This window comes from Streptantibioticus silvisoli (assembly GCF_027947535.2).
Classification (GTDB): domain Bacteria; phylum Actinomycetota; class Actinomycetes; order Streptomycetales; family Streptomycetaceae; genus Streptantibioticus_C; species Streptantibioticus_C silvisoli.
The window spans coordinates 1-16099 of the sequence record NZ_JAAGKO020000016.1 but is presented as its reverse complement, the minus strand read 5'-3'; the positions used below and the strand labels follow the sequence as shown (position 1 = coordinate 16099).

Sequence of the window (16099 nt, the reverse complement as noted above, 5' to 3'; positions counted from 1 at the left end):
CTTTATTTCGGGCATACAGGCTTCTGTCGGGCTTCTCAGCGGACGCTCAGACAGCTCTCATCATCGCGGCGCAGAGTCGGAGACATGACAGACAGCTTCCACTCCAGCAGCGGATCGACTCAGCCCGACGCCGCCGGTGGCGCTGCTTACCCGCCGCCGCCGTCCTACGAACCCTTCGCCCCGCCGCGGCCCCGCCGGCGGATCGGCCGGTCGGTGGCCCTGGTGGCCGCTGTCGCACTCGTCTCCGGCCTGGTCGGCGGGGGTGCGGCGGCGCTCATCGGCAACGCCCGGGACTCCTCCGCCACCGCCGGCGCCGCGGTCACCGGCACCACGACGGCGTCGCTGACCCCGAACGGCGTGGCGGCCGTCGCCAAGGCGGTCTCGCCGTCGATCGTGGAGATCACCGCCGACAACAGCGAGGGCGAGGCCATCGGCTCCGGCGTCGTCCTCAGCTCCGACGGGACCATCCTCACCAACAACCACGTCGTCTCCGGCTCCGACACCATCAAGATCACGCTGTCCACCGGCAAGACGTACACCGCCGACGTCGTCACCACCGACCCGTCGAAGGACCTGGCCGTCATCAAGGCGGAGAAGGCCTCGGGCCTGAAGAAGGCGACGCTGGGCAACTCGGCGCAGGTCGCGGTCGGCGACCCGGTGGTGGCCATAGGCTCCCCCGAGGGCCTGGCCGGCACCGTCACCAGCGGCGTGGTCTCCGCGCTGAACCGCAGCGTCACGGTGCCGAAGGAGGAGGGCTCCTCCGGCTCCGGCTCCGGCAGCAACGACCAGGGCGCCAGCGACACCAACGGCGAGAGCAACCCGTTCGGCGGCGGCTCCGGCGACCCGTTCGGCGGCCTGGGCGGCCTCAGCGGCGGCGGGGACAACGGAGGCGGCAGCGACAACGGGGGCGGCGGCCTCAGCGGCGGCGGCAACGGCCTCAGCGGCGGCGGGCAGGACGGCGGCGGGAGCAGCGGCAACGGCGGCGGGAGCCAGGGCGGCGGCAACGGCGACCAGTGGCCGTTCGAGTTCGGCGGCGGCCAGTACAACGGCCAGGTCGGCGGCCAGACCACCACCTACAAGGCCCTGCAGACCGACGCCTCGCTCAACCCCGGCAACTCCGGCGGCGCGCTGATCAACCTTTCCGGTCAGATCATCGGCATCAACTCGGCGATGTACGCGCCCAGTTCGAGTGACGCCTCGTCCGGCGACTCCAGCTCGGGAAGCGTCGGCCTCGGCTTCGCCATCCCGATCGACACCGTCAAGACCTTCCTGACCAGCAACCACGTCTCCTTCACCAGCTGATCCACCAGCTGATCCACCGGCTGATCACCGGCTGATCCACCGGCCGGTCCAACCGGCTTTCACCGGCCGGTTCACCGGCTGACGAACCCACCCCGGCCGGTCCCGTTCCGTGCGACGCTGAACGGGACCGGCCGACCCCTGCCCCCGACACCGAGGTGGACCACCGATGAGCCCCGCAGACAGCGGTGACCAGCCCTCCCGTGTGCTGGTCGTGGACGACGAGCCCGCGGTCCGCGAGGCCATCCGCCGCAGCCTGGCCTTCGAGGGGTACGCCACCGAGCTGGCCGCCGACGGGCTGGCCGCGCTGGAGCAGGTGGAGGCGACCGCGCCGGACGTCATCGTGCTCGACGTGCTGATGCCCCGGATGGACGGCCTGACCACCGCCCGGCGGCTGCGCTCCACCGGGGTCACCACGCCCATCCTGATGCTCACCGCCCGCGACACGGTCGGCGACCGGGTCACCGGGCTGGACGCCGGCGCCGACGACTACCTGGTCAAGCCGTTCGAGCTGGACGAACTGCTGGCCCGGCTGCGCGCCCTGCTGCGCCGCAGCTCCTACGCGGCGCAGTCCGGCGCGGGCGGCGGGCCCGGCGCCGAGAACGCGCTGGTCTTCGGCGACCTGCGGATGGACCCGGCCACCCGCGAGGTCACCCGGGCCGGGCTGCCGGTGGAGCTGACCCGTACCGAGTACACCCTGCTGGAGCTGTTCCTGGCCCACCCCCGGCAGGTCCTCACCCGCGAGCAGATCCTGAAGTCCGTGTGGGGCTTCGACTTCGAGCCGAGCTCCAACTCCCTCGACGTCTACGTGATGTACCTGCGCCGCAAGACCGAGGCCGCCGGGCTGCCGCGGCTGGTGCACACCGTGCGGGGCGTCGGCTACGTCCTGCGGTCCGCCGAGGGCAGGCCGTGACTCGCGGCTGGCGGGCGTTCCGGCACCGCTGGAGCTTCCGGGCCCAGCCGCTGCGGTCCCGGCTGGCGGTGCTGGTGGCCGTCGCGGTCGCGGTCGCGGTCGCCGCGGTCGCGCTGTCGGCGTGGCTGATCACCCGGCAGACGCTCACCGACCGGCTCGACGACTCCCTGAGCGCCTCCAACCGCGGGGTGGTCGCCTACGTCAACAGCCGGCTCAGCGTGCAGGGCTGCCTGCCCCAGGAGCCAGCCGGCGGCGACCCGCGCAACCCGTACGTGCCGGGGCAGAGCCCGTCGATCCAGATCATCGACCAGGAGGGCGCCCGCTGCTGGATCGCCGGCAACACCTTCCCGGCCGACAGCGGCGACAAGGCCGTGGCCGCCGGCAAGCGGGTGGAGACCTACCACGACGCCATCGACTCCACCGGCCGTGCGGTGCGCGTCTACACCCGCTTCGAGCCGCTCAACGGCCAGGCGGTGGCGATCTCGGTGGCCGAACCGCTGTCGCAGGTCACCGATCCGCTGGAGCGCCTCGCGCTGATCCTGGCCGTGGTGGCCGGCATCGGGGTGCTGGGCGCCACCACGTCCGGCCTGCTGGTGGCCGGTGCCGGACTGCGCCCGGTGGACCGGCTGACCGACGCGGTCGAGCACATCGCCCGCACCGAGGACCTGGCGGTGCGCATCCCGGTGGAGGGGGAGGACGAGATCGCCCGGCTGTCGGCGTCGTTCAACTCGATGACCGCCCGGCTGGCCTCCTCCCGCGACCGCCAGCAGCAGCTGATCGCCGACGCCGGGCACGAACTGCGCACGCCGCTGACCTCGTTGCGCACCAACGTCGAACTGCTGGCCCGCAGCGAGCAGACCGGGCGCCCGATCCCGCCCGACGACCGCCGGGCGCTGATGGAGTCGGTCAAGGCGCAGATGACCGAACTGGCCTCCCTGATCGGCGACTTGCAGGAGCTGTCGCGGCCGGACGCGCTGCCCGGCACCGAGCAGGTGCGGTTCGTCGCCGTCCACGAGGCCGCCGGACAGGCCATCAACCGCGCCCGGTTGCGCGGTCCCGGCCTCAACATCTCCGCCGACCTGACCCCTTGGTACGTGCGGGCCGAACCGGCGGCGCTGGAACGGGCGTTGGTCAACCTGCTGGACAACGCGGTGAAGTTCAGCCCGGCCGGCGGCACCGTCGAGGTGCGGCTGCGGCACGGCGACCTGACCGTCCGCGACCACGGCCCCGGCATCCCGGAGGACGAACTCCCGCACGTCTTCGAGCGGTTCTGGCGCTCGCCGTCCGCCCGGTCGCTGCCCGGGTCCGGACTGGGCCTGGCCATCGTGGCGTTCACCGTCCAGCGCAGCGGCGGCACCGTCGACCTGCGCCCGGCCCCCGGCGGCGGCACGCTCGCCACCGTCCGACTGCCCGGCGCGTCCGCCCTGCCGCCGGGCCTGGACCCCGACGACTGATCCCGACGACCGGCCCCGACGACTGATCCCGACGACCGATCCGGTCGACCGGCCCCGGCCAGTGCCCCGGACCGGTGACCCCGGCCGGCGGCCCCCGGCACGCGAGGCCGCCGCCGGGTGGCCGGTGCCGGGTGGCCGGTGCCGGCCGCACCGTGCGGGTACCGCCCGCCGGCGGGCGGTACCCGGCATAAACTGCCGTCCATGACCGACCCGACGCGCGACGCCACCGGACGACGGATCGAGACCGCCGAGGAGGTGCCGCCCGGCACCGTGACCGACGTGCTCGCGCTGCTGGAACGCGCCGCCGCCGCCGACGGGCAGGCCGCCGTCTCCGAGCAGGGCCGGCTCAACCTGCGGGCCGGCCGCCGCGACGGCGTGCGGCACGTCCTGGTCCACGGCGGCAAGGACGGCGAACAGCTCATCGCCTACGGCCAGTTGGAGGACTCCGACCCGGTCGAGGCGCCCACCGCGGAACTCGTCGTCGACCCCGGGTGCCGCAGCCGCGGCCACGGCCGGGCGCTGGCCCGCGCCCTGCTGGAGGTCTCCGGCAGCCGGCTGCGCGCCTGGGCGCACGGCGGCCACCCCGCCGCCCGACACCTGGCCACCCGGCTGGGTCTGGCGCTCTTCCGCGAGCTGCGGCAGATGCGCCGCCCGCTGCCCGGCGACGGCCTGCCCGAGCCGGTCGTGCCGCCCGGCGTCACCATCCGCACCTTCCGCCCCGGCCAGGACGACGGCGCGTGGCTGGCGGTCAACGCCGCCGCCTTCGCGCACCACCCGGAACAGGGCTCGCTCACCCAGCGCGACCTCGACGACCGGATGGCCGAGGTCTGGTTCGACCCGGCCGGCTTCTTCCTCGCCGAACGCGACGGACGGCTGGCCGGCTTCCACTGGACCAAGGTCCACCAGGCCGACCGGCTCGGCGAGGTCTACGTCGTCGGCGTGCACCCCGACGAGCAGGGCTCCGGCCTCGGCAAGGCGCTGACCGCCATCGGCCTGCGCCACCTGGCCGGCGACCGCGGCCTGCCCACCGCCATGCTCTACGTCGACGCCGACAACACCCCGGCCGTCTCGGTCTACGAACGCCTGGGGTTCACCACCCACGAGGTCGACCTGATGTACCGCACCGAGGGCTGACCGGCACCGCGCGTCACCCGTTCGGCCCTGTGCGCGGCGGCCCGCGCGGCGCCCGGCACCACCGCGGGACGCCCGGCGCTCCCCTGGGCGCCATGTCCCCGTTACCGGCGGTTCAACGAGCCTTGCGAGCATCGGCCCATGCCAGCCGCCCGCCGCACCGCCGTGCTCCCGACCCGCCGCCGCTCCGGCCGAAGCGGGAGAATGGGAGTCCGTACCGTACCGGTGACAAGGGTGGCGAGCTGATGTCGGCGACGAACGCGACGAACCCCTCGCCCCGGGCCGACGGGCCCGCGGCGCTGGAGACGCTGGGCGGCGTGCGCCCCGATGCCGGGCTGGACGGCGACAGCGACATCCCGCGCGCCGACGGCGCCTGGCCGACCACCGACCCGGACGGCGGGGAACTGCCGCCCGACCGGTTCCTGGACCGCGAACGCAGCTGGCTGGCGTTCAACGAACGCGTCCTGGAACTGGCCGAGGACCCGGCGACCCCGCTGCTGGAACGCACCAACTTCCTGGCGATCTTCGCCGGCAACCTCGACGAGTTCTTCATGGTCCGGGTGGCCGGCCTCAAGCGGCGCATCGCCACCGGCGTCGCCACCCGCTCCGCCTCCGGCCTCCAGCCGCGCGAGGTGCTGGAGCTGATCTGGAACCGCTCGCGGGAGCTGATGGCCCGGCACGCCGCCTGCTTCCGCTACGACATCGCCCCCGAACTGGCCGGCCAGGGCATCGACATCATCCGCTGGCACGAACTGGCCGAGCAGGAGCAGGCCAAGCTGTTCAACCTCTTCCGCCAGCAGATCTTCCCGGTCCTGACCCCGCTCGCCGTCGACCCGGCGCACCCGTTCCCCTACATATCGGGGCTGTCGCTCAACCTCGCCGTCGTGGTGCGCAACCCCGCCAGCGGCCACCAGCACTTCGCCCGGGTCAAGGTGCCGCCGCTGCTGGCCCGTTTCCTGGAGGCCGGCCCGCAGCGCTACGTCCCGCTGGAGGACGTCATCGCCGCGCACCTGGAGGAGTTGTTCCCCGGCATGGAGGTGCTGGCCCACCACATGTTCCGGGTCACCCGCAACGAGGACCTGGAGGTCGAGGAGGACGACGCGGAGAACCTGCTCCAGGCGCTGGAGAAGGAACTCATGCGCCGCCGGTTCGGCCCGCCGGTCCGCCTGGAGGTCGAGGAGTCCATCGACCCCTACGTACTCGACCTGCTGGTGCGGGAGTTGAAGGTCTCCGACGCGGAGGTCTACCCGCTGCCCGGGCCGCTGGACCTCACCGGCCTGTACGGCGTCGCGTCGCTGGACCGGCCGGAGCTGAAGTACCCCAAGTTCATCGCCGGCACCCACCACGACCTCGCCGAGGTCGAGTCCGCCACCGCGCCCGACGTGTTCGCCGCGCTGCGCGAACGCGACGTGCTGCTGCACCACCCCTACGACTCGTTCTCCACCTCGGTGCAGGCCTTCCTGGAGCAGGCCGCCGCCGACCCGGACGTGCTGGCCATCAAGCAGACGCTGTACCGCACCTCGGGCGACTCGCCGATCGTCGACGCGCTGATCGACGCCGCCGAGGCCGGCAAGCAGGTCCTGGTGCTGGTGGAGATCAAGGCCCGGTTCGACGAGCAGGCCAACATCAAGTGGGCCCGCAAGCTGGAGGAGGCCGGCTGCCACGTCGTCTACGGCCTGGTCGGCCTCAAGACGCACAGCAAGCTGTCGCTGGTGGTCCGCCAGGAGGGCGAGACGCTGCGCCGCTACAGCCACGTGGGCACCGGCAACTACCACCCCAAGACCGCCCGGCTCTACGAGGACCTCGGCCTGCTCACCGCCGACCCGCAGGTGGGCGCCGACCTGTCCGACCTGTTCAACCGGCTGTCGGGCTACTCGCGCCGCGAGTCCTACCGCCGCCTGCTGGTCGCCCCCCGGCAGCTGCGCGACGGCCTGGTCACCCGGGTCCGCCAGGAGATCGCCCACCACCGGGCCGGCCGGCCCGCGTTCGTCCGGATCAAGGTCAACTCCATCGTCGACGAGACCGTCATCGACGCGCTCTACCGCGCCTCGCGGGCCGGCGTGCCGGTCGACGTGTGGGTGCGCGGCATCTGCGCCCTGCGCCCCGGCGTCCCCGGGCTGTCGGACAACATCCGGGTCCGCTCGGTCCTCGGCCGCTTCCTGGAGCACTCCCGGGTGTTCGTCTTCGGCAACGGCGGCGAGCCCGAAGTCTGGTTCGGCAGCGCCGACATGATGCACCGCAACCTCGACCGGCGCATCGAGGCCCTGGTCCGGGTCGTCGACCCCGGCCACCGCACGGCGCTCAACAGGCTGCTGGAGACCGGCGTTTCGGACTCCACCTCGTCCTGGCACCTCGGCCCCGACGGCGGCTGGACCCGGCACAGCGCCGACGCCGACGGCCGCCCGCTGCGCAACATCCAGGAGACGCTGATCGACGCGCGGAGGCGACGACGTGCCCCCTCGACCCCCTGACGCCCCGCGGGCCACGGCCGGCGCGCCGGCCGCCCGGCCCCCCGCCCCGCGCGCCGGCGACCCGGCGGGACCGCCCCGGCCGCTGCCGGAGGGCGTCACCGCCGGTGAGGTCATCGCCGGCCACCTGGCCGCCCTGGCGGTGCGCTTCCTGCGCGCGGTCCGCGACCGGCAGGCCGACGAGGCCGCGGCGGCCGCCGCGCTGCGGGCCTCCGGCGGCCGGATCGCCGCCGCGCTGCACACCTGGGAACCGCTGCTCGACCCCGGCTGGGCCCGCGAACTGCGCCCGGAACTGGGCTGGTTGTGCGAGGAGGTCACCCGCGAGTACCGGTACGCGGCGCGGCTGGCCCGGCTCACCGGCGCGCTGCACCGGCTGGCGGCCGGCCGCGCCGCGCCCGCCGGCCCCAGCGCGGCCGGTGCCGCCCGGGCCGGCGCGCTGCTGGAACGCCGGCTGACCCAGGGACGCTCGCGCGCCCGGTCCGCCGCCCTCCAGGCGTACGGCTCGGGCCGCTTCCACGCCGTCGCCGACGCCGTCGCCCTGCTGGCCTCCGACACCCCGCTGGCCGGCCGCGCCACCGGACCGGCCGGCCAGCTCCTGCCGCCGCTGGCCGCGGGCGCCTGCCGCGCGCTCGCCGACGCGGTCGCCGCCCTGCCGCTCGGCGTGGCGGGCAGCCCGTACAACACGCAGGCGCTGCACGGCACGCTGGCCGACCCCGCCGCCCCGGCCGGCGGCACCGGCAACGGCAGCACCGGCTCCGGCGGCACCGGCACCCACGGCTCCGGCGACGAGGGCGAGGGCGACGGGGAGGACCCCCGCGACACGCCCTGGCACCGGGTGCGGGTGCTGGCCCGCGGCTGCCGGTACGCGCTGGAGGTGCCCGGCGCGGGCCCGCCGCCGCCCGGGATGCCGCAGGCGGCCGGGCTGTACGGCGCCGGCCGCGCCCTGGACCGGCACCGGGACGCCGCCGAGGCCGCCGAGGCCGCGGCCGGCGCCGCCCGCACCCCGCGCATCACCCCGGCGACCGCCTACGCCCTCGGGGTGCTGCACGCCGACCAGCGCACCGAGGCGGAGGCCGCCCGGTACGCCTTCAGCACCCTGTGGCGGCCCACCGCGCCGGCCACCGCACCGTCAGGAGGACCGACGACGTGACCGGGCCCGTTCCGTCCAAGCCGCTGATCCGGGCGGCCGGCGCCGTGCTGTGGCGCCCGGCGGCCGCGAGCCGCGACACCGGGGTGGAGATCGCGCTGGTCCACCGGCCGCGCTACGACGACTGGTCGCACCCGAAGGGCAAGCTCAAGCGCGGCGAGCCGGACGCCGACGCGGCGCTGCGCGAGGTCAGGGAGGAGACCGGGATGGACTGCGTGCTCGGCCGCCCGCTGCCCGACATCCGCTACCGGGTCGGCGACCGGTGGAAGCTCGTGCGGTACTGGGCGGCGCGGGCCACCGGCGGCGAGTTCACGGTCAACGACGAGGTCGACCGGCTGCTGTGGCTGGACCCGGCCGACGCCCGGGCCGCCCTCACCCACCCGTACGACCGCCCCCTGGTCGACGCGGCGCTGGCCAGCCTCAGCGACCTCACCGGCTCCACGGGTTTCACCGGCTCCACGGGCCCCGCCTGACCTTTGGCCTGCGCCGTCCGGACCGTGCCGGCGCCGCCCGGCTCCCGGCCCGCGCCGCCGCCCGTCCCGCGGCGCCGGCCGCCCGGCTCTCGGTCCGCACCGTCCGCCCCGCGGCGCCGGCCCGGCTGATCTCCGGCCCGCACCGCCCGGTCGCACGCCGCCGCGCCGCCCCCGGGCCCCGGCGCCGCAGCACGGCCGCACCGGGCCGCACCGGTCGACCGGCCGCACCGCCACGGCGCCCGCCCCGGCCACCGCCCCCGCCCCCGCCCCGGGGCCGTACGCCAGGCCGACGGTCGAGGTTCACCCTCTGTTCATCCTCCCCCGTCGGCGGCTTCACCTGGTCTGCCTAGTTTCGGTGTTACCCGGTGGTTCACCCCGCCGGACGGACACCAGCACGACCACACCTTGCTACGCCGGGCGCCGGCGGGCTTCAGGAAGGAACACTCGAAGGTGAAGCTTCAGCGGAAGAGCGGGCTGCGTGCCCTGGCCGTCGGCGCGGCGGCTGTTTCCGGCGCCCTGGTCCTGACGGCCTGCGGCTCGGACAACAACAGCACCACGGCCGCCCCGTCCGGCGGCTCGTCCAGCACCGCCGCGGCGAGCGGCATCACGTGCGGCCCGAAGGCCAACCTGCTCGCCTCCGGTTCCACCGCCCAGCAGAACGCGGTCAACGTCTGGGTCAAGAACTACATGCAGGCCTGCTCCGGCAGCGAGATCAACTACAAGGGCACCGGTTCCGGCGCGGGCGTCACCGACTTCCTGAACGGCACCACCGCGTTCGCCGGCTCCGACTCGGCGCTGAAGCCCGCCGAGATCACCCAGTCCAAGAAGGTCTGCGCCGGCGGCCAGGGCATCGACCTGCCGATGGCCCCGGGCCCGATCGCCATCGGCTACAACGTGCCCGGTGTGAGCAACCTGGTGCTGGACGCCGACACGCTGGCGAAGATCTTCAATGGCAGGATCACGCACTGGAACGACCCGGCGATCGCCAAGCTCAACCCGTCGGCGAAGCTGCCGTCCACCCCGATCCAGACCTTCCACCGGTCGGACGCGTCGGGCACCACGGACAACTTCACCAAGTACCTGATCGGCGCGGCCGGCACCGACTGGCCCTACAGCGGCGGCAAGGCGTGGCAGGCCAAGGGCGGCCAGTCGGCGACCGGTTCGGCCGGCGTCGCCGCCCAGGTCAAGCAGACCGCGGGCTCCATCGGCTACTTCGAGCTGTCCTACGCCACCTCGCAGTCCATCTCCACCGCGCAGCTGAACACCGGTGCCGCGCAGCCGGTCACCGTCAGCTCCGACAGCGCGTCGAAGGACGTGGCCGCCGCGCAGGTCGTGGGCACCGGCGGCGACCTGGCGCTGAAGCTCGACTACGCCACCAAGGCGGACGGCGCCTGGCCGATCACCCTGGTGACCTACGAGATCGTCTGCGACAAGGGCAACAAGGCGGCCACCCTGCCGGCCACCAAGGCGTTCCTGAACTACATCGCGGGCACCCAGGGCCAGGGCGCCCTGACCGCGCTGGGCTACGCGCCGCTGCCGGACGCCATCGCCACCAAGGTCCGCGCCGCGATCTCCTCGCTCTCCTGACCCGCGCCCCCGGGCCGCCGCACCGCGCTCCCAGCGGTGCGGCGGCCCGGGGGCACTTCCGGTGCACCGCCAAGAGGGCCGCTGGGCCCCGCACCAGACCGGAGCCTGACTCATGGACACCATCGACGACATCACCGGGGCGCCACCCCCGGCCGCCGCGCCGCCCGCCGAATCCGCACCGCCGGCGGTGACCCGCGTCGGCGACCGGGTCTTCCTGGGGCTCTCGCGCGGCTCGGGCATCACCCTGCTGGTGATCATGGCCGCCATCGCGGTCTTCCTCACCGTGCGGGCGGTCACCGCGATCTCCGGCGACCACGGGAACTTCCTCACCACCTTCCAGTGGAACGCCGACGCCACCCCGCCGGTCTTCGGCATCGGGGTGCTGCTGTACGGCACGGCCGTCAGCTCGGTCATCGCCATGGTCCTGGCGGTTCCGGTGGCCATCGGCATCGCGCTGTTCATCTCGCACTACGCCCCGCGCCGGATCGCCGCGCCGCTGGCGTACCTGGTCGACCTGCTCGCCGCGGTGCCCAGCATCGTCTACGGCCTGTGGGGCGCGCTGTTCCTGGTGCCGCACCTGCAGGGCCTGAACCTGTGGATGGACCACTACCTGGGCTGGACGGTCGTGCTGAAGCAGACGTACCAGGGCACCGCGTCCCGGTCGCTGTTCAGCGTCGGCATCCTGCTGGCGATCATGGTCCTGCCGGTCATCACCAACGTCAGCCGCGAGGTCTTCCGGCAGGTGCCGCGGGCGCACGAGGAGGCCGCGCTGGCGCTGGGGGCGACCCGCTGGGAGGTCGTGCGGATGGCCGTGCTGCCGTTCGCGCGCTCCGGCATCATCAGCGCCTCGATGCTGGGGCTGGGCCGCGCGCTGGGCGAGACGATGGCGGTCGCCACCGTGCTGTCGAACTCCTCGACCATCACCTCGCACATCGTGGACCCCGGCGGCGGCACGTTCGCGCAGAACATCGCGGTGTACTTCGGCGAGGCGACCCCCTTCGGCCGCGACGCGCTCATCGCCTCGGGCCTGGTGCTGTTCGTCATCACGCTGATCGTCAACGGCGCCGCCCGCCTGATCATTGCCCGGCGCAAGGAGTACACGGCATGAGCCAGTCCGTGACGTCGCAGTCGGCCGCGAAGCCCTCGCAGTTCGGCCGCCGGCGGCTGCCGCGCTGGACGCCGGCCGTGATCGCGCTGGTGGCCGTGCTGGTCGGTACCGGCGTCGGCGTGGGCGCCGGCCTGTCCAGCCACATCCAGTGGGGCCTGATCGCCCTGCTGCTGTTCGTCGTGGTCAACTACGCGGTGACCGCGGCCGTCGAGGGCCCCCGGCAGGCCAAGGACCGGGTGGTCACCAGCCTGGTGTGGGCGTGCTTCATCATCGCCGTCGTCCCGCTGTACTCCCTGGTGGAGAGCACCATCGCCAAGGGCGTGAAGGTGCTCGACGGCAACTTCCTGACCCACTCGATGGACGGCGTGATCACCACCGGCCCGGGCGGCGGCGTCTACCACGCGCTGGTCGGCACGGTCGAACAGGTCGCGCTGGCCTCGCTGATGGCGGTGCCGATCGGCCTGCTGACCGCCGTCTACCTGGTGGAGTACGGCCGCGGCCGGCTGGCGAAGGCCGTCACGTTCTTCGTCGACGTCATGACCGGCGTCCCGTCGATCGTGGCCGGCCTGTTCGTGCTGTCGTTCTGGATCCTGATCCTCGGCTTCGGCTACTCCGGCTTCGCCGGGTCGCTGGCGCTGGCGATCCTGATGATCCCGGTCGTGGTGCGTTCGACCGAGGAGATGCTGAAGCTGGTGCCCAACGAGCTGCGCGAGGCGTCGCTGGCGCTGGGCGTACCGAAGTGGCGCACGATCATCAAGGTCGTGCTGCCCACCTCGATCGGCGGCATCACCACCGGCGTGATGCTGGCCGTCGCCCGCATCACCGGCGAGACCGCGCCGGTCCTGCTGCTGGTGTTCGGCAACCAGCTGATCAACTTCAACCCGTTCTCCGGGGCGCAGTCCTCGCTGCCGTACTACGTCTACGAGCAGTACGCGGCGGGCAACCCCGCCTCCTACGACCGGGCCTGGGCCGCCGCCCTGGTGTTGATCGCCTTCGTCATGATCCTCAACCTGGTGGCCCGCGGCATAGCCCGCTGGAAGGCCCCCACATCGTCCGGCCGCTGAGCCGCAGAGAGAAGTTGATATCCGTGGCCAAGCGCATCGACGTCAGCGGCCTTTCCGCCTACTACGGCGCCCACCTGGCCATCGAGGACATCTCGATGACCGTCGAACCCCGTTCCGTGACCGCCTTCATCGGGCCGTCCGGCTGCGGCAAGTCCACCTTCCTGCGCACCTTGAACCGCATGCACGAGGTCGTCCCCGGCGGCCGGGTCGAGGGCAAGGTGCTGCTGGACGACGAGAACCTCTACGGCGCCGGCGTCGACCCGGTCACCGTGCGCCGCACCGTCGGCATGGTCTTCCAGCGCCCGAACCCGTTCCCCACCATGTCCATCTACGACAACGTGGCGGCCGGCCTGCGGCTCAACGGGGTCGCGAAGCGCAAGGCCGAACTGGACGCGCTGGTGGAGAAGTCGCTGAAGGGCGCCAACCTGTGGAACGAGGTCAAGGACCGGCTCGGCAAGCCCGGCGCCGGCCTGTCCGGCGGCCAGCAGCAGCGGCTGTGCATCGCCCGGGCCATCGCGGTCGAACCGCAGGTGCTGCTGATGGACGAGCCGTGCTCCGCGCTCGACCCGATCTCCACCCTGGCCGTGGAGGACCTGATCGGTGAGCTGAAGGAGCGGTTCACCATCGTCATCGTCACCCACAACATGCAGCAGGCGGCCCGGGTGTCGGACCGCACCGCGTTCTTCAACCTGGCGGCGGTCGGCAAGCCCGGCAAGCTGGTGGAGATCGACGAGACCCAGCGGATCTTCTCCAACCCCTCGGTCCAGGCCACCGAGGACTACATCTCCGGCCGCTTCGGCTGAGCCGGTCCCGAGCCGCCTGACGGTGCTGCATGGCGGTGCCACCGTCATGGCGAAGGGCCCGCCCCCTGCTCCAGGGGGGCGGGCCCGTCTGCGTCACGTCGCGGTGCGGCCGGGGCGGGACGCGGTCGGCGGCGGAGTGGCCGCCGGGGTGGCGCGGGGTGCCAGCGGGACACGGTCACCGGCGGGGTGGCCGGCGGCGTGGTGCGGGGTGCCGGCGGGGCCGGGCGGCGGGTGGCCGCCGGGGTGGCGCGGGTCAGAAGACCAGCTGGACGATCTCGTAGATCGCGGCGGCGACCAGCGCGGCGGCCGGCATGGTGATGAACCAGCCCATGACGATGTTCTTCGCCACGCCCCAGCGCACCGCCTTCAGCCGCTTGGTCGCGCCCACGCCCATGATGGCCGAGGTCATCACGTGGGTGGTCGAGATCGGCGCCTTGAACAGGTACGAGGTGATGTACAGGATCGAGGAGGTGGTCATCTCGGCGGCGAACGCCTGCGGCGGGTCGAGCTGGATGATCTTGCGGCCCATGGTGCGCATGATCCGCCAGCCGCCGGCGTACGTACCGAACGACATCATCAGCGCGCAGACGAACTTGACCCAGATCGGGACCCCGCCCCCGGTGTCGACGCCCGCGGCGACCAGCGCCAGGACCACGACGCCCATCGCCTTCTGCGCGTCCTGAAGGCCGTGGCCGAGCGCCATGCTCGCCGCCGACAGGGTCTGCGCCATCCGGAAGCCGCGCTTGGCCCGGTGCGGGTTGGCCCGGCGGAACGCCCACAGCAGCGCGACCATCGCCAGGTAGCCCACGCACAGGCCGACCACCGGGGAGACCACCATCGGGATGACGACCTTGTCCACCACCCCGTTCCAGTGCACGGTGCTGGAGCCGGCCAGCGCGGCGCCGACCAGGCCGCCGATCAGGGCGTGGCTGGAGGAGGACGGCAGGCCGAAGTACCAGGTGATGAGGTTCCACACGATGGCCCCGCCGAGGCCGGAGAAGATGATCGCCAGACCCGCGTTGCCGTCGGGCGTGTCGATGATGCCCTTGCTGATGGTCTGGGCGACGCCGCTGCCCAGGAAGGCGCCGGCGATGTTCATCACCGCGGCCATCGACAGCGCGGCCTTCGGGGTCAGCGCCCGGGTCGAGACGGCGGTGGCGATGGCGTTCGCGGAGTCGTGGAAGCCGTTGGTGTAGGTGAAGCCGAGCGCCACGGCGACGGTGACGACCAGTGCGAAGGTTTCCACCTCGGTCAGGACTCCTTGACCGCGATGGTCTCCACGGTGTTCGCCACGTGCTCGAAGGCGTCGGCGGCCTCTTCCAGCACGTCGACGATCTGCTTGAGCTTCAGCACGTCCATGGCCTCGTACTTGCCGTTGAACAGGTGTGCCAGCAGCTTGCGGTGGATCTGGTCCGCCTGGTTCTCCAGCCGGTTGACCTCGATCCAGTACTCGGTCAGGTTGCGCATGGTGCGCAGGTTCGGCATCGCCTCGGCGGTCAGCTCCGCCGCCCGGGCCAGCACCTCGATCTGCTGCTCCACCCCCTTGGGCAGCTCCTGGACCTGGTAGAGGACGACCAGGTCGACGGCCTCCTCCATGTAGTCCATGACGTCGTCCAGCGACCCGGCGAGCCGGTAGATGTCCTCCCGGTCGAACGGGGTGATGAACGAGGAGTTCAGCTGGGTGAAGATCGCGTGCGTCGCGTCGTCGCCCGCGTGCTCGGCGGCGCGCATGCGGTCGGCGATCTCGGAACGCGCGGAGGCATCCGCCCCGAGCAGCTCCAGCAGGAGTTTCGAGCCGGTGACGATGTTGTCCGCGGAGGCGGAGAACATGTCGTAGAAACTCGTCTCCCGGGGGGTCAGACGAAGGCGCACTGGGAGTCCTCCGGGTGCATGGGGGTGGGTATGCCTGCGGGACCGGTCCCGATGATGCTAGGCGCATCACCGCGCCGGGGTAACCGGCGGCACCCAGTGTCGCCCATGATGCCGATTACGCCATACAGGTGGGGGGTCGAACCCGGGAGCGATTCGGTAACATATACCCACAGGGGGTATAAGGGTCCCGAGTGGGCGCGGGGGAACGCGGAGGAACCATGACGGCCGAACAGCAGGACCACAGCACCGGCGCCGGATCTCCACCCGGGCCGCACGGTTACAGCCCGCACAAGGCCGACCACCTCAAGCGGCTGCGCCGGGTCGAGGGCCAGGTCAGGGGCCTTCAGCGGATGGTCGAGGAGGACGTCTACTGCATCGACGTCCTCACCCAGGTCTCCGCCGCCACCAAGGCGCTCCAGTCCTTCGCCCTCCAGCTGCTGGAGGAACACCTGCGGCACTGCGTGGCCGACGCGGCCCGCCAGGGCGGCCCCGAGGCCGACGCCAAGGTCTCCGAAGCCACCGCCGCGATAGCCCGCCTGCTGCGCACCTGAACGGGGCGGGGCCGGTTCCGCCAACGGGTGCGGGTGCCACCGGCGGGGGTGCGGCTCCGCCGAGGGGCGCGGGCGGGGGCGTTACGGGCCGCGACGTCGGCCGACCCCCGGCAGGCGGCGTGCCGTACAGCCGACGGCGTGCGCGCCGACCGACGCACCGGCCACCTCGGCCCCGCGCACCGCACCACACCCACCGCGGACCACGCATCACCCCACCCCACCCCACCCC

The 16099-nt window shown here is 73.1% G+C and carries 14 protein-coding genes; 12 read left to right on the top strand and 2 right to left on the bottom strand.

Annotation, left to right across the window (positions count from 1 at the left end):
• Positions 1 to 84 precede the first annotated feature (84 nt).
• The 11 genes from POF43_RS13070 to pstB all read left to right on the top strand — a co-directional run bounded on the left by POF43_RS13070 (position 85) and on the right by pstB (position 13447).
• Positions 85 to 1302 carry a S1C family serine protease gene (locus tag POF43_RS13070; RefSeq protein ID WP_271322929.1) on the top strand — a complete coding sequence of 406 codons (1218 nt, stop codon included), beginning with the start codon at positions 85 to 87 and terminating at the stop codon, positions 1300 to 1302.
• Positions 1303 to 1468: 166 nt separating this feature from the next.
• Positions 1469 to 2212 carry a response regulator transcription factor gene (locus POF43_RS13065; RefSeq protein ID WP_271313932.1) on the top strand — a complete coding sequence of 248 codons (744 nt, stop codon included), beginning with the start codon at positions 1469 to 1471 and terminating at the stop codon, positions 2210 to 2212.
• Entirely contained in the window at positions 2209 to 3666 is a 1458-nt protein-coding gene (locus POF43_RS13060; RefSeq protein ID WP_271313931.1) for a sensor histidine kinase, read from the top strand. The genes POF43_RS13065 and POF43_RS13060 overlap by 4 nt, the downstream gene beginning before the upstream one ends.
• Positions 3667 to 3867: 201 nt before the next feature.
• The gene (gene mshD, locus POF43_RS13055) at positions 3868 to 4800 is read left to right on the top strand and encodes a mycothiol synthase (protein WP_271322928.1); all 933 of its coding nucleotides are present in this window, start codon (positions 3868 to 3870) and stop codon (positions 4798 to 4800) included.
• A 242-nt stretch (positions 4801 to 5042) separates the two neighbouring features.
• Entirely contained in the window at positions 5043 to 7268 is a 2226-nt protein-coding gene (locus tag POF43_RS13050; protein ID WP_271322927.1) for an RNA degradosome polyphosphate kinase, read from the top strand.
• The gene (locus POF43_RS13045; protein WP_372515986.1) at positions 7249 to 8415 is read left to right on the top strand and encodes a CHAD domain-containing protein; all 1167 of its coding nucleotides are present in this window, start codon (positions 7249 to 7251) and stop codon (positions 8413 to 8415) included. The genes POF43_RS13050 and POF43_RS13045 overlap by 20 nt, the downstream gene beginning before the upstream one ends.
• Positions 8412 to 8885 carry an NUDIX hydrolase gene (locus tag POF43_RS13040; protein ID WP_271315846.1) on the top strand — a complete coding sequence of 158 codons (474 nt, stop codon included), beginning with the start codon at positions 8412 to 8414 and terminating at the stop codon, positions 8883 to 8885. Before POF43_RS13045 ends, POF43_RS13040 begins: the two co-directional genes overlap by 4 nt.
• 450 nt (positions 8886 to 9335) lie before the next feature.
• Positions 9336 to 10472, top strand: coding sequence for a phosphate ABC transporter substrate-binding protein PstS (gene pstS, locus POF43_RS13035; protein ID WP_271324671.1), 1137 nt, complete (start codon positions 9336 to 9338; stop codon positions 10470 to 10472).
• 112 nt (positions 10473 to 10584) lie between these two features.
• Entirely contained in the window at positions 10585 to 11580 is a 996-nt protein-coding gene (pstC, locus tag POF43_RS13030; protein WP_271315848.1) for a phosphate ABC transporter permease subunit PstC, read from the top strand.
• A complete protein-coding gene (gene pstA / locus POF43_RS13025; RefSeq protein WP_271324670.1) occupies positions 11577 to 12644 on the top strand; it encodes a phosphate ABC transporter permease PstA in 1068 nt (355 codons plus the stop codon). Before pstC ends, pstA begins: the two co-directional genes overlap by 4 nt.
• Positions 12645 to 12667: 23 nt before the next feature.
• Complete coding sequence (pstB, locus tag POF43_RS13020) at positions 12668 to 13447, top strand: phosphate ABC transporter ATP-binding protein PstB (protein WP_271315850.1); 780 nt, start codon at positions 12668 to 12670, stop codon at positions 13445 to 13447.
• Between the two features lie 253 nt (positions 13448 to 13700).
• Here pstB and POF43_RS13015 read toward each other — a convergent pair whose 3' ends face one another.
• Positions 13701 to 14693, bottom strand: coding sequence for an inorganic phosphate transporter (locus tag POF43_RS13015; protein ID WP_271315851.1), 993 nt, complete (start codon positions 14691 to 14693; stop codon positions 13701 to 13703).
• Positions 14694 to 14698: 5 nt separating this feature from the next.
• Positions 14699 to 15319 carry a DUF47 domain-containing protein gene (locus POF43_RS13010; protein ID WP_271315852.1) on the bottom strand — a complete coding sequence of 207 codons (621 nt, stop codon included), beginning with the start codon at positions 15317 to 15319 and terminating at the stop codon, positions 14699 to 14701.
• 218 nt (positions 15320 to 15537) lie between these two features.
• On the opposite strand from POF43_RS13010, the gene POF43_RS13005 reads away from it, so the two are divergent.
• A complete protein-coding gene (locus tag POF43_RS13005) occupies positions 15538 to 15870 on the top strand; it encodes a metal-sensitive transcriptional regulator (RefSeq protein ID WP_271315853.1) in 333 nt (110 codons plus the stop codon).
• Positions 15871 to 16099: the final 229 nt, after the last annotated feature.

Coding starts and splice junctions, on each gene's coding strand:
- POF43_RS13005 (WP_271315853.1), top strand. CDS start 15,538: ATGACGGCCGAACAGCAGGACCACAGCACCGGCGCCGGATCTCCACCC.
- mshD (WP_271322928.1), top strand. CDS start 3,868: ATGACCGACCCGACGCGCGACGCCACCGGACGACGGATCGAGACCGCC.
- POF43_RS13065 (WP_271313932.1), top strand. CDS start 1,469: ATGAGCCCCGCAGACAGCGGTGACCAGCCCTCCCGTGTGCTGGTCGTG.
- pstA (WP_271324670.1), top strand. CDS start 11,577: ATGAGCCAGTCCGTGACGTCGCAGTCGGCCGCGAAGCCCTCGCAGTTC.
- pstC (WP_271315848.1), top strand. CDS start 10,585: ATGGACACCATCGACGACATCACCGGGGCGCCACCCCCGGCCGCCGCG.
- POF43_RS13070 (WP_271322929.1), top strand. CDS start 85: ATGACAGACAGCTTCCACTCCAGCAGCGGATCGACTCAGCCCGACGCC.
- POF43_RS13050 (WP_271322927.1), top strand. CDS start 5,043: ATGTCGGCGACGAACGCGACGAACCCCTCGCCCCGGGCCGACGGGCCC.